At 62.8% G+C, this 14,022-nt stretch carries 9 protein-coding genes; 7 read left to right on the plus strand and 2 right to left on the minus strand.

What is annotated here, in order from left to right; all coding sequences use genetic code 11:
• Positions 1–4: 4 nt before the first annotated feature.
• From pepN to BLU37_RS17780, 7 genes are all read left to right on the plus strand, one after another.
• Complete coding sequence (gene pepN, locus BLU37_RS17750) at positions 5–2,662, plus strand: aminopeptidase N (protein WP_090207075.1); 2,658 nt, start codon at positions 5–7, stop codon at positions 2,660–2,662.
• A 338-nt stretch (positions 2,663–3,000) separates the two neighbouring features.
• Positions 3,001–4,053 (plus strand): WD40/YVTN/BNR-like repeat-containing protein, encoded by a 1,053-nt coding sequence (locus BLU37_RS17755; RefSeq protein WP_090207078.1) that lies wholly within the window; start codon positions 3,001–3,003, stop codon positions 4,051–4,053.
• 34 nt (positions 4,054–4,087) lie between these two features.
• Positions 4,088–6,463 carry an efflux RND transporter permease subunit gene (locus BLU37_RS17760; protein ID WP_090207082.1) on the plus strand — a complete coding sequence of 792 codons (2,376 nt, stop codon included), beginning with the start codon at positions 4,088–4,090 and terminating at the stop codon, positions 6,461–6,463.
• A 169-nt stretch (positions 6,464–6,632) separates the two neighbouring features.
• On the plus strand, positions 6,633–6,917 hold the full coding sequence (locus BLU37_RS17765; protein ID WP_019361212.1) for a DUF5629 family protein: 285 nt from the start codon (positions 6,633–6,635) through the stop codon (positions 6,915–6,917).
• Positions 6,907–8,079, plus strand: coding sequence for a lactonase family protein (locus BLU37_RS17770; protein ID WP_090207085.1), 1,173 nt, complete (start codon positions 6,907–6,909; stop codon positions 8,077–8,079). Before BLU37_RS17765 ends, BLU37_RS17770 begins: the two co-directional genes overlap by 11 nt.
• Positions 8,080–8,235: 156 nt before the next feature.
• Complete coding sequence (locus BLU37_RS17775; protein WP_010446010.1) at positions 8,236–8,415, plus strand: hypothetical protein; 180 nt, start codon at positions 8,236–8,238, stop codon at positions 8,413–8,415.
• Between the two features lie 279 nt (positions 8,416–8,694).
• Positions 8,695–8,901, plus strand: coding sequence for a hypothetical protein (locus BLU37_RS17780; protein ID WP_010446011.1), 207 nt, complete (start codon positions 8,695–8,697; stop codon positions 8,899–8,901).
• Between the two features lie 35 nt (positions 8,902–8,936).
• On the opposite strand, the gene BLU37_RS17785 is transcribed toward BLU37_RS17780, so the two are convergent.
• Both BLU37_RS17785 and BLU37_RS17790 read right to left on the minus strand, forming a co-directional pair.
• A complete protein-coding gene (locus BLU37_RS17785; RefSeq protein WP_090207090.1) occupies positions 8,937–12,578 on the minus strand; it encodes an AAA family ATPase in 3,642 nt (1,213 codons plus the stop codon).
• The gene (locus BLU37_RS17790; protein WP_090207094.1) at positions 12,575–13,819 is read right to left on the minus strand and encodes an exonuclease SbcCD subunit D C-terminal domain-containing protein; all 1,245 of its coding nucleotides are present in this window, start codon (positions 13,817–13,819) and stop codon (positions 12,575–12,577) included. Before BLU37_RS17790 ends, BLU37_RS17785 begins: the two co-directional genes overlap by 4 nt.
• Positions 13,820–14,022 lie beyond the last annotated feature (203 nt).

Genomic DNA, 14,022 nt, shown 5'->3' on the forward strand with positions numbered 1-14,022 from the left:
ACCCATGCGCACCGAACAGCCGAAGATGATCTATCTGAAGGACTATCAGGCCCCCGAGTACCTGATCGACGAGACGCACCTGACCTTCGAGTTGTTCGAGGACCATACCCTGGTCCATGCGCAACTGCTGATGCGCCGCAACCCGTCACGCGGGGCAGGGCTGCCGCCGCTGGTACTGGACGGCCAGTTGCTCGAACTCTTGTCGGTCAGCCTGGACGACCGTGAGCTTGCCGCCTCGGACTACCAGTTGGACGAGAACCACCTGACCCTGCACCCGGCGAGCGCGACCTTCACCGTCGACACCAGCGTGAAGATCCACCCGGAGAGCAACACCGCGCTGGAAGGCTTGTACAAATCCAGTGGCATGTTCTGCACCCAGTGCGAGGCCGAGGGCTTTCGCAAGATCACCTACTACCTCGACCGCCCGGACGTGATGAGCCGGTTCACCACCACGGTGGTCGCCGAGCAGCATCAGTACCCGGTCCTGCTGTCCAACGGCAACCCGATTGGCACTGGCCCGCAGGATGACGGCCGGCACTGGGCGACCTGGGAAGACCCGTTCATGAAACCGGCCTACCTGTTCGCGCTGGTGGCCGGTGACCTGTGGTGCGTCGAGGACAGCTTCACCACCATGACCGGGCGCGATGTGGCGCTGCGCATCTATGTCGAGCCGGAAAACATCGACAAGTGCCAGCACGCCATGAACAGCCTGAAGAAGTCCATGCGCTGGGACGAAGAGGTCTATGGCCGTGAGTACGACCTGGACATCTTCATGATCGTTGCGGTCAACGACTTCAACATGGGCGCCATGGAGAACAAGGGTCTCAACATCTTCAACTCCAGTGCCGTGCTGGCCCGCGCCGAAACCGCCACCGATGCCGCCCACCAGCGGGTCGAGGCGATCGTCGCCCACGAATACTTCCACAACTGGTCGGGCAACCGCGTGACCTGCCGCGACTGGTTCCAGCTGTCGCTCAAGGAAGGTTTCACCGTGTTCCGCGATGCCGGTTTCTCCTCGGACATGAACTCGCGCACGGTCAAGCGCATCCAGGATGTCGCCTACCTGCGCACCCATCAGTTCGCCGAGGACGCCGGTCCCATGGCCCACGCGGTGCGTCCGGACAGCTTCATCGAAATCTCCAACTTCTACACCCTGACCGTTTACGAGAAAGGCTCGGAAGTGGTCGGCATGATTCACACCCTGTTGGGTGCCGAAGGTTTCCGCAAGGGCAGCGATCTGTATTTCGAACGCCATGACGGCCAGGCGGTGACCTGTGATGACTTCGTCAAGGCCATGGAAGACGCCAACGGTGTCGACCTGACCCAGTTCAAGCGCTGGTACAGCCAGGCCGGCACGCCGCGTCTGGCGGTCAGCGAACGCTACGATGCGCAGGCGCAGACCTACAGCCTGACCTTCCGCCAGAGCTGCCCGCAAACCCCGGACAAGCAGGAAAAACTGCCGTTCGTGATTCCGGTCGAGTTGGGCCTGCTGGATGCCCAGGGCGGTGAAATCGCCCTGCAACTGGTGGGTGAGTCGGCAGCGGGAGCCACCAGCCGCGTGCTGTCGGTGAGTGAAGCCGAACAGACCTTCACCTTTGTCGGTGTGGCCGCCAAACCGTTGCCGTCGCTGCTGCGCGGTTTCTCGGCGCCGGTCAAACTGAGCTTCCCCTACGACCGCGACCAGCTGATGTTCCTGATGCAGCATGACAGCGATGGTTTCAACCGTTGGGACGCGGGTCAGCAATTGTCGGTGCAGGTGCTGCAGGAACTGATCGAGCAGCACCACAAGGGTGAGCCGCTGGTGCTCGATCAGCGCCTGGTCGTTGCGCTGCGCAGCGTGTTGGCCAACGAGCAACTGGACCAGGCGATGGTTGCCGAGATGCTGTCATTGCCGAGTGAGGCGTATCTCACCGAGATCAGCGAAGTGGCGGAGGTCGACTCGATTCATGCGGCCCGTGAGTTCGCCCGCCAGCAACTGGCCGAGCAGCTGTTCGACGGTCTGTGGCAGCGTTACCAGGCCAACCGCGAGGTGTCGAAGAACACCGCCTACATCGCCGAGAACGAGCATTTCGCCCGTCGTGCGCTGCAGAACATCGCGCTGTCGTACCTGATGCTCAGTGGCAAGCCGCAAGTGCTGGCTGCGACTCTGGAGCAGTTCGAGGCCGCCGACAACATGACCGAGCGCCTGACCGCCCTGGCGGTGTTGGTGAACTCGCCGTTCGAGGCGGAGAAGGTCAAGGCCCTGGCCGATTTTGCCGAGCACTTCAAGGACAATCCGCTGGTCATGGACCAATGGTTCAGCGTCCAGGCCGGCAGCACGCGGCCGGGTGGTCTGGAGCGGGTCAAGGCCCTGATGGAGCATCCGTCCTTCACCTTGCGCAACCCGAACAAGGTGCGCGCGCTGATCGGTGCGTTTGCCGGGCAGAATCTGATCAACTTCCATGCGGCGGACGGTTCCGGCTATCGCTTCCTGGCGGAGATCGTGATCCAGCTCAACGCGCTGAACCCGCAGATTGCCTCGCGCCAACTGGCGCCGCTGACCCGCTGGCGCAAATACGACAAGGCTCGCCAGGCGCTGATGAAGGCCGAACTGGAGCGCATCCGTGCTTCGGGCGAACTTTCGGCGGACGTCTTTGAGGTGGTCAGCAAAAGCCTGGCCTGACAGCGCACGTTTTGTCCGGGGTTGAGTATTGCCCCAGCGTAGTGGCTGCCTTGCACGGCAGCAGTATCGCTATCCGCCCCCTCTGCAAAGGCCACATTCGTGGCCTTTGTTCATCATCCCCTCTGATGCCTCGATATTCATGTCCTCCGCGAACGCGCCAGGTTAACAAAAGATAACGTGGCGTCGATTGTCAGGCGATTCCAAAGCCCGATAGGATAGCTCCAGTTGTGGAAGGGGCTCTAGATTGCTGGTTTCAGACGAACCACAACGATGAAAATGCCCTCGAAGGCGCCCTGAAAGGTTAGATGACCTAACAATAATAATGGGGGGAAAGGTCTATGAATGAGCCTGTGAAGGGTACGGGTTCCCGCCGTCCGCCGACTTGGCGGCGTGTGGTCTTGCTGACCTCGATGCTCTCTCTGTCCGGGCTGGCGCTGATGACCGGTCCGGCATTCGCCGCAGAGGCGGGCGCCGCCGACAGTGTCTATTCCATCGAATCACTCAAAGCCGCGAAGAGCCTCCTGCTCGATGTGGTCCATGCCGGTACCCGTCTGGTTGCCGTAGGCGATCGCGGGCATATCCTGTTTTCCGATGACCAGGGCACCACATGGACCCAGGCCCGGGTACCGACCCGGCAGTTGCTCACGGCGGTCTACTTCGTCGACGACAAACACGGCTGGGCCGTCGGCCATGACGCGCAGATCCTCGCCAGCAGCGATGGTGGCGCCACCTGGAACAAGCAGTTCGAAGACCTCAAGCGCGAAGCGCCGCTGCTGGACGTCTGGTTCAAGGATGCCAGCACCGGCTTTGCCGTTGGTGCCTATGGGGCCTTGCTCGAAACCACCGACGGCGGCCAGCACTGGGAAGACGCCAGCGACCGCCTCGACAACGAAGACCAGTACCACCTCAATGCCATCGCCGCAGTCAAGGATTCGGGGCTGTTCATCGTCGGCGAGCAGGGCAGCATGTTCCGTTCGGCCGACTGGGGCCAGACCTGGGAGCGCCTTGACGGTCCCTACCAGGGCTCGCTGTTCGGTGTGCTCGGCACCGCCGAACCGGCAACCCTGCTGGCCTACGGTTTGCGCGGCAATCTCTATCGTTCCAGCGATTTCGGCTCCACCTGGGAACCGGTCGAACTCAAGGCCGCTCGCGGTGCGCTGGAGTTCGGCCTGTCCGGCGGTGCCCTGTTGGCCGACGGCTCGCTGGTGATCGTCGGCAATGGTGGCAGCGTGATCCGCAGCACCGATGATGGCGTGACCTTCAGCATCTTCAATCGTCCCGACCGCATTTCCTTATCGGCGGTCACCACCGCCGGCAACGGCAACCTGATCCTGGTCGGTCAGGGCGGTGCGCACGTCACCTCGCCAACCGGCAGTGAGCTGGGCAAGTGAGCAGGGCCAATAACAAGAAGGCGGGGAGTGTCATATGAGCAGTCATCATCAAGACAAGGCGACGTTTCTCGAACGCCTGATTTTCAACAACCGCCCGGCAGTGATCCTGATCTGCCTGCTGGTCAGTGTCTTCCTGTTCTGGCAGGCGACGCTGATCCGTCCGTCCACCAGCTTCGAGAAGATGATTCCGCTCAAGCATCCATTCATTGAAAAAATGATGGAGCACCGCAACGACCTCGCCAACCTCGGCAACACCGTGCGTGTTTCGGTGGAGGCCAAGGATGGCGACATCTTCACCAAGGACTACATGGACACCCTGCGCCAGATCAACGACGAGGTGTTCTACATCCCCGGCGTCGACCGTTCCGGCCTCAAGTCGCTGTGGAGCCCCAGCGTGCGCTGGACCGAAGTGACGGAGGAGGGTTTCGCCGGTGGCGAGGTGATCCCGCAGAGCTACAACGGCTCGGCCGACAGCCTCGACCAGTTGCGCAACAACGTACTCAAGTCCGGCCAGGTCGGGCGCCTGGTGGCCAACGACTTCAAGTCGAGCATCGTCGATATCCCGTTGCTGGAGTCCTACCCGGACCCGCAGGATCAGGGCAAGCTGGTCAAGCTCGATTACCAGAAGTTCTCCCATCAGCTCGAAGAGAAAATCCGCGACAAGTTCGAAGCCCAGAACCCCAATGTGAAGATCCACATCGTCGGTTTCGCCAAGAAGGTCGGTGACCTGATCGACGGCCTGATCATGGTGGTGCTGTTCTTCGGCGTGGCCTTCGTCATCACCCTGGTGCTGCTGTACTGGTTCACCTGGTGTATCCGCAGCACCATCGCCGTGCTGATCACCACCCTGGTGGCGGTGGTCTGGCAACTGGGGCTGATGCATGCCGCAGGCTTCGGGCTGGACCCGTATTCGATGCTGGTACCGTTCCTGATCTTCGCCATCGGTATTTCCCACGGCGTGCAGAAAATCAACGGCATCGCCCTGCAGTCCAGCGAGGCCGACAACGCCCTGACGGCGGCGCGGCGTACCTTCCGACAGTTGTTCCTGCCGGGGATGATCGCAATCCTCGCCGATGCGGTCGGTTTCATCACACTGTTGATCATCGATATCGGCGTAATCCGCGAGCTGGCGATTGGCGCCTCGATCGGTGTGGCGGTGATCGTGTTTACCAACCTGATCCTGCTGCCGGTGGCGATTTCCTATGTGGGGATCAGCCAGAAGGCCGTCGAGCGCAGCAAGAAGGACGCGACCCGCGAGCATCCGTTCTGGCGCCTGTTGTCGAACTTCGCCAGTCCCAAGGTCGCCCCGGTGTCCATTGCCCTGGCCTTGCTGGCCTTCGGCGGTGGCCTCTGGTACAGCCAGAACCTGAAGATCGGCGACCTCGACCAGGGCGCGCCGGAACTGCGCCCCGACTCGCGCTACAACAAGGACAACAGCTTCATCATCAACAACTACTCCACCAGTTCCGACGTGTTGGTGGTGATGGTCAAGACGGCATCCGAGGGCTGTTCGCGTTATGCGGCCATGGCGCCGATCGACGAACTGATGTGGAAAATGCAGAACACCGAGGGTGTGCAGTCGGCAATTTCCCTGGTCACCGTGTCCAAGCAGATGATCAAGGGCATGAACGAGGGCAACCTGAAGTGGGAAACCCTGTCGCGTAACCCGGATGTGCTGAACAACTCGATTGCCCGCGCCGATGGCCTGTACAACAACAACTGCTCCCTGGCGCCGGTGCTGGTGTTCCTCAACGATCACAAGGCCGCGACCCTCGACCGTGCGGTCCATGCAGTGCAGGATTTTGCCCGGGAAAACAACAAGGATGGCCTGGAGTTCCTGCTCGCCGCAGGTAATGCCGGGATCGAGGCGGCCACCAACGAAGTGATCAAGCAGGCGGAACTGACCATCCTGGTGCTGGTGTACCTCTGCGTCGCGACGATGTGCATGATCACCTTCCGTTCCTGGGCGGCGACCCTGTGTATCGTTCTGCCACTGGTGCTGACGTCGGTGCTGGGCAACGCGCTGATGGCCTTCATGGGCATCGGCGTAAAGGTGGCGACCCTGCCGGTGGTGGCGCTGGGCGTGGGGATCGGCGTCGACTACGGGATCTACATCTACAGTCGCCTGGAAAGTTTCCTGCGCGCCGGGCTGTCGTTGCAGGAGGCCTATTACCAGACCCTGCGCTCCACCGGCAAGGCGGTGTTGTTCACCGGCCTGTGCCTGGCGATCGGCGTCTGTACCTGGATCTTCTCGGCGATCAAGTTCCAGGCCGACATGGGCCTGATGCTGACCTTCATGCTCCTGTGGAACATGTTCGGCGCACTGTGGCTGCTGCCGGCGCTGGCGCGGTTCCTGATCAAGCCGGAGAAACTGGCGGGCAAGGTGGGCGGTTCGTTGCTGGCTCACTGACGCTGCTGAAACGCTTCGCTGGCAAGCCCTGTTCCTGCACAGGCCACATCGGTCCCAGTAGGAGCGGGGCTTGCCCGCGAACCGCCTCCGGCGGCCATTCACCGCCGCACCCGCTGCAACGCAATATCGCCTATCATTGCCCCTTTCCCGAAAAATGATAGAAACCGCCATGACCGACACCTTGCTCACTGCCCTTCAAGCCTGCGACATGCTGGAAATCGACGGCCTGCATGCCTTCGATTTCACCCTCGACGAGGCCGGCCTGCTGATCGAGTGCATGGACGGCCGTGCCGCCAAGCGCTGGGCGTTCAGCCTGGACCAGGTGCGGGCTGCTGCCTTCGACGAGGCCCTGCAAAGCTGGGTGCTGGTCGGCGAGTCCGGCGAGCATCGTCTGGTGTGCATGAGCGCGTTCAGCGCCAAGGAGGAAGAGGACGATGAACAGGATGATGCGTAAATTCTGGCCCCTGCTGATGGCCGGCAGCATCGGTTCGATGCCGGTCCTGGCGGCATCGGGCGATACCGTCCAGTTGCTGGTCGGTTCCTACACCGCTGGCAAGAGCGAAGGTATCTACCGCCTGCAGTTCGACAGCCGCACCGGCAAGCTCGACCCCAAGCCGTTGCAGGTGATCAAGACGGCCAACCCGTCCTGGCTGACGCTGTCCGCCGATCAGCGCCGGCTGTACGCGGTCAATGAAAACGGTCCGGGCCAGCAGGATCCGGTGGGTCGAGTCAGCAGCTATGGGATCGATCCCAAGAGCCATCAGCTCAAGCTGATCAACCAGGTGCAGAGCCTCGGCAACGAGCCGACCCATGCCAGCCTGAGCGGTGACCAGCGTTACCTGTTCGTCGCCAACTACTCGGTACTCGAAGATCCGGGCGGCAGCCTGGCGGCCCTGCCAGTGGATGCCAGGGGCAAACTGTCGCCGCCGGTCCAACTGAGCAGCCACCCGGCCAGCCTGGTCAACCTGGAGCGACAGGCGTCGGCGCACGTGCACTCGGTGGTGTCGTCGCCGGACGGGCGTTTTGTCTTCGCCTGCGACCTGGGGGCGGACAGGATCTTCGTCTACCAATACGATCCCAAGGCCAACCCGGAACGGCCATTGACCCCGGCTACCCCGGCCTATGTGCAGTTGCCGCCCGGCAGCGGGCCGCGTCACCTGCTGTTCAGTGCCGATGGCAAGCATGCCTGGCTGACCAGCGAAATGAGCGCGCAGATCACTGTATTCGACTATCAGGACGGCAAGCTCACCCAGAAGCAGCGGGTCGAACTGGCCGATCAGCAGCCGCTGTCGGACAAGGCCGCCGCCGCCCTGCACGCATCGAAGGACGGCAAGTTCCTCTATGTCAGCAACCGTGGCACGGCCAACCAGTTGCTGGTCTTTGCCATCGACCCGGCCAGCGGCGAATTGAAGGAACTGCAACGACGCTCCGTGGACGGCGACCACCCGCGCGAGTTCGCCCTCGATCCCAGTGGCAAGTTCCTGCTGGTGGCTAACCAGAAGAGCAATCAGATCGTCGTGATCGAGCGCGATGCCGACACCGGCCTGCTGGGCAAAACCGTGCAGACCTTGCCCTTCGATGCCCCGAGCTACCTTGGTTTCCTGCTGCGACAATAGATCGCAGCCCTCGGTTTACAAGGGGCTTGCACTTCTATTAATAACGCTGATATCCGCTACTGCTTCAATGAATTTCAACCCGATCACCCTCGGATGTACTTTGGACTCACGGCCTGAAAGGGCAAGCAAGCCAACTGACATTCGAGGGTTTTCGCCATGAACTTCAATCTTTTCTCCATCATCGCCGCTTCCGCCGTCTCCGCCAGCGTTGCCCTGCCAGCCAGTGCCAGCGTGGAGATCAGTGAGAAAAAATCCCACGCCCAGAGCTATACCCAGAAGTACCTGCAGCAGAGTGCCAACTTCTATGCTGCCCTGGATCACAAGGCTCAACACTGAGCGTTGGACCTTTGCGCAACGCCGGTGCGAATGCACTCATTCGGCAGTAGGTCCACTGACCGCCTGCCATGAGAGTGAATTCGCCCCGGCGTTGTCGTGTGGCTGTCTGGTTTGAGTCGGGCAACAAGTGTCATGGCGCGTGACATTGAATTTGGCGCTAAGTTATTGACTCTTCAAAGATTAATATTACTGATGACGACTATTTAAATAGTTGCCTATTTAGTTAAGCGGTTATGATGGATCCTATAGGCATGACAACCGCCTGTGGAGAAAAACACCATGGCCAGTAACCTTCTGACTTCTGCTCGACACGGCGCCTACTTGGCTATTGGCCTGTATGTCGTGATGGTGGTCATCGTCAGTCTGTCCTCCCTGGCCCACACCCCGACCGATGCGGCCATCCAGGTGGCGTCGCCGTCACTTCCGCTCGAACACAAGACCCAGTCCGCCGGCGTGCTCGCGCACACTGCCGACGCGGGGGCCTGATCCCCCCGCGCTATCGGCTTAATCGCTGGCCGGCCTCATTTCACTTCGATCGTGCTCAGTCCGTTACCCTGACGTTGCACCTGGATCTGCACCGGAATCCGCTCGTGCATTTCCTGCACGTGGGAAATCACCGCGACCTTGCGGCCCTGAGCCTGCAAGCCATCGAGAGCATCCATCGCCAGTTGCAGCGATTGCGGATCGAGACTGCCGAAGCCTTCGTCGATGAACAGCGATTCGATTTTCAGCGTGCTGGAGGCCATCGAGGCCAGCCCGAGGGCCAGGGCCAGCGACACCAGGAAGGTTTCGCCGCCAGACAATGAATGCACCGAGCGCAGTTCGTCGCCCATCTCGGTGTCCATCACCAGCAATCCGAGCATACTGCCACCGCGCTTGAGGCGATAGCGGCGCACCAACTGGCGTAGCTGAGCGTTGGCATGGTGTACCAGCAGGTCAAGATTGTAGGCCTGGGCCAGTTTGCGGAAGCGGTCGCCGGTGGCCGAGCCGATCAAGGCATCCAGGCGGGCCCAGCGCTGGTATTCGGCATAGGCCTCGGCAATTCGCTGCGCCAGTGCCTGGTTGGCGTTCTGGCGGCGTTGGTCGTCGGCCTGTTCGGCGCGCAGTTCGGCGCATTGCTGTTCGCTGGCGGCGAACTGCTGCTGACGTTCGGTCAATGCGCTGCTCAATTGCTCGGCATCGAGGTGGCCGTTGTGCTGGGCCTGGTGTGCCTGTAGGCGTTGTTCGCGTTCCTGCAGCAGTACCTGGGCCTGTTCGATGGCCTTGTCGTTCTGTTGCAGGCGCTGGCGCAATTCGCCGACCTGGTTGTCGTCCAGTTCGAGCAAGGCTTGCAGGCCACTGTCGTCCAGTTCCGGATGGCTGGCGCGCCACTCGGCGATCTTGCCAGCCAGTGCGCTGGCGTCCTGTTCCAGCGCCTGCTGGCGCTCCTGCAGGGCCTTGAGTTCAGCGGCGATCTGCACCTGTTGGGTGCGCGTTTCCTGCAAGGCCTGGGCGGTGCCGGTTTCGGCCTGGCGCGCCTGTTCCACCGCCTGTTCCAGTTGCTGCTGCCAATGTTCGGCGCTGTCGTGCTCGCCCAGCAGTTGGCTCAGTTGCTGTTGGCTGGCCTGCTGTTGTGCAGACAAGGTCTCGAACTGTTGCAGGGTTGCTTGCAACTGCTGCTCGCGGCCCTGCTGGCGCTCCTGTTCCATTTCCAGCGCCTGCTGACGCTGTTGTTGCTCGGTGAGGTCGTCACGCTGCTGCTCCAACTGCTGCAGGCGTTCGGCAATCTGCCGGTCCAGTTGCACGAAGGTCGCCGCCGGTTCGTTGCGCAGGGCGGCGAGGGTCGTGGCGGGCAGCAGGGTGGCGAAGGCCGCCAGCTCGTCGTCCAGGCGCTGGCGGTCGGCGGCCAGTTCGCGCTGTTGGTTGTCCAGTTGTTGCGTGGCCTGCTGGTGCGCGGTTTCGGCCTGGCGCAACTGCTGGGTCAGCCGCGCGGCATCCTGTTGCAGGGTAAGCAGGGCGTTCTGGCGCTGCTCGTCGCGCGTCAGGTTCTGGTTCAGTTGGCTGGTTTGCCGCTCCAGCCAGGCCTCGCGCTGGTCGGCGTGCTGGTCCAGCAGTTGGGGCGCCAGCGGGTGCGCTTCCAGGCTGGGAGCCAGGACCTGTTGCTGGGTTGTCAGGTGTTCCTGTTGCGCCAGCAGTTCCTTCTGTTGGGCAATCAACCCACCGACTTCGGCGCGTAGTTCGGTGAGCTTTTCCTTGAGCCGATCCACCGCAGCCTGAGCCTTGGCCTGTTCGCTTTCGTCGTGGCGGCCCAGGCTCTGCAACAGCGCTTCGGGCTGGTGATAAGGGTGTTCGTGGCTGCCGCAGACCGGGCAGGGCTGATCATCCTGCAACTGTGCGCGCAGTTCCTCGACGCTGGCGCTGCGGGCCAGGCGCTGGCGTTCGAGCAGTTCACGGGTAACGTTGAACGTCTGTTCGGCCACCACCAGTTCGGCCTTGGCCTTGACCCCGTCCTGGGTCAGACGCTCACGCTCCTGCTGGGCCTGGGTCAGGCGTTGCTGCAACTCGGTGGCGCGCTTGTCCAGCTCCTGCTGGCTGGACCACAGCCGGGTCAGGTCCTCGACCGCACGCAGTTGCTTGCGGTTATCCTGCAGCAGACCGCCGAGAATGCCGATCTGCTCGGCCACGGCGTCCGGTTCGGCGGCGGCTTCCTGGTACAGCACTTCCAGTTGTTGTTTCTGCGCGGCCAGTGCCTGCGCCGTTTCACTGGCAGTGCGTTCGAGGCCGGCCAATTCGGCCTGGCCCTGGTTGAGCCGGTTGCCGACCAGCATCAACTGCTGCAGGCGATCGCGGTAGGCATTCCAGGCTTCGCTCAAATGGGCGAGGTCGGTGCTTTGCTCCAGTTGTGCCGCGATCTGTTGCAGACGTTCGGCGACCTGTTGTTGCCGCTCCTGTAGCGTCTGGATCGTGTTCTGACCTTGGTCCCGGGCCTGCTGCGCGCTGGCCTGCGCCTGTGCGGCGAGGGCGGCGTCCTTGACCAGGTGGGCGAGGTTGCCTTGTTCGGCGAAGGCCTGGCGCAGCAGCGGCGCACAATGGCTCTGCTGTTGTTGCGCGGTGTTCAGCGCAACCTGGGCCGCAGCCAGGTCCTGTTCCAGTTGTGCCTGGCGTTCGCTCAAGACGTCATGCTGCTGGCGATGACGGGCAATCTGTTCGGCCAGGGGCGTCAGTTGCCCATCTATTTCCAGCTTGCGGGCGAACTGGTGCCGTTGCGGGGCCAACTGCTCCAGCCGTGCCAGCTTCAGGCGCTCGTCGGCCAGCGTCTGCCATTGCTGCTGGACGCTTTCCAGCTGTTCGGCACCTGCCTGACGGGCGTCCTGCAACTGCTGCAGTTCCTTGAGCCAACTGTGCTGCTGTTCGAGCTGGCGCAGTTGGGCCTTGTGCAATTCCAGTTGTTGCTGGGCGCTGTGGAAACGCTCGTCGAGTTCGGCACGGGCCTCGGGGCTCATCGGGGTGACGCCGACTGCCTGGTCCTGCAACAGCTTGTGGGCTTCGCGGGCTTCCTTGGCCTTGTCGAAGGCACGGCGGCCAAGCCGGGTGTAGAGCGCGGTGTCGGTGAGCTTTTCCAGCAGTTCGCTGCGTTCGTTGTCGTCGGCCTTGAGGAAGGCGCTGAACTCGCTCTGAGCCAGCAGCACGGCGCGGGTGAACTGTTCGAAGTTCAGCCCCAGGCAGGCTTCGAGCTGGGTCTTGTACTCACCTTTCTGGCTGGCCAGCAACTGGTCGCTGTCGAGGTCGCGCAGGCTCTGGCGGCTGGCCTGCAACTTGCCATTGGCCTTGTCCCGGGCCCGATTGGCTTCCCAGCGGGCGCGGTAGCGGCGGCCGTCGATACCGACAAAATCGACCTCGGCGAAGCCGGCCCCAGTGCCACGCCGCAGCAGGGTGCGCGGGTCGCCGGTGCCGATTTCGCCCTCGGCATCCGGCACCTTGGCATCGCGTGAGGCGTTGTTCAACCGTGGTACCGCGCCGAACAGCGCCAGGCATAGGGCGTCGAGCAAGGTACTTTTACCGGCGCCGGTCGGTCCGGTGATCGCAAAGAGACCGGCGCTGGCCAGCGGCTCGGCGGTGAAATCCAGTTCGAACGGTCCGGCCAGGGAGGCGAGGTTCTTCAGGCGAATGGCGAGAATCTTCATGGCTGCTCGTCCTCCAGTTGGACTTCCTGCAGCAGCAGGGCGAAGTCATCGAGGGTCGGCTGATCCACATCGCTGCCGTAGTTGTCCTGCCAGGCACGGCTGAACAGGTCCTGGGGGCTGAGCTGGTCGAGGTCGACCAGGTGTTCGGCATCCTCGTCGCCCTCGCGTGCGCCGCTGCCGGCGTATTCGGCGGCGATGCGCACCAGGCGCACGGCCTTGCCTTGCAGGGCGGTTTCCACCTGCTGGCGCAGGTCCGGCTGCGGCTCGTCGAGGCGCACCCGCACTTCCAGCCAGGGTTGGCGCGGCAGGTCGGCCAGCAGGTCGACATCGGGCAGATCGCCAAGCTGCTCCAGAACGTCGGCGAAGGGCAGTGGGCCTATGCGTTGCAGATCCACCGCGCGCGGTACCAGACGGGGTTCGACGCTGACCAGTTGCTCGCCGTCGAGGACGATATCGAGGATCTGGTGCTTGTAGCCGATTTCCGAAAACGACAGCGGGATCGGCGAGCCGCTGTAGCGGATGCGCTCTTCGCCGTTGACCTTCTGCGGTTTGTGCAGATGGCCCAGGGCGACGTAGCTGACGCTGACATCGAACAGGCTGGCGGGCAGGGCCTCGGCGCTGCCGATGATCAGGCTGCGCTCGGAATCTTCCGAAACCGAGCCGCCGGCCATGTGTGCGTGACTGATGGCGACCAGCGCCTGACCCGGTTGGCGCCTGGCCTGGGCGGCTTCGATCAGCCAGCGGTGGACCTGGCCGATGCCGCGCAGATAGTTGTCGCCCAGTTGCAGGCCGGTGACTTCGGCCGGGCGCAGGAAGGGCAGGGCCAGGCACCAGGCGGCGATAGCACCACTGGCGTCAGGCAGCGGGATCAGCAGGCGGTCGCTGTCGAGCTGGCCGTCTTCGAGCCACAGCACCCGTCCGAGGGCGTGGGTGCGCAGGCGGCGCATCAGCGGCGCCGGCAACTCGATCCGCGAGCCGGAGTCGTGGTTGCCGGCGATCATCACGATGGTCAGTTGCGGCTGCTGCTCGTGGGCGCTGACGATGAAGTCGTAGAGCCGTTCCTGGGCTTTGACTGGCGGGTTGACGGTATCGAAGATATCGCCGGCGATCAGCAGCACGTCCGGTTGCTGGCTGGCGAGCTGGGCGAGCAGCCAGGTCAGGAAGCAGGCGTGTTCGAAATCCCGCTCCTGGCCGTGAAGGTTCTGGCCCAGATGCCAGTCGGAGGTATGAAACAGGCGCAAGGCAAACTCCGCGAAGACGGTGGCGACCGCTCAAGACAAGGTGGCGGCGCGAAAGACCGACAAGTCTACTGGTAAATCCGCGGGGAGTGGCGATGCAGGCTTTTGGGCAGCAGGAAATTTCGCGCTGACGCCCCATCCCTGCAGGAGCCGCACCGTCAGCGACTACAGGGGGAGGTGTCAGGGCAGAAGGAGGGGAATGCCCA

This window comes from Pseudomonas asplenii (assembly GCF_900105475.1).
Lineage (GTDB): Bacteria > Pseudomonadota > Gammaproteobacteria > Pseudomonadales > Pseudomonadaceae > Aquipseudomonas > Aquipseudomonas asplenii.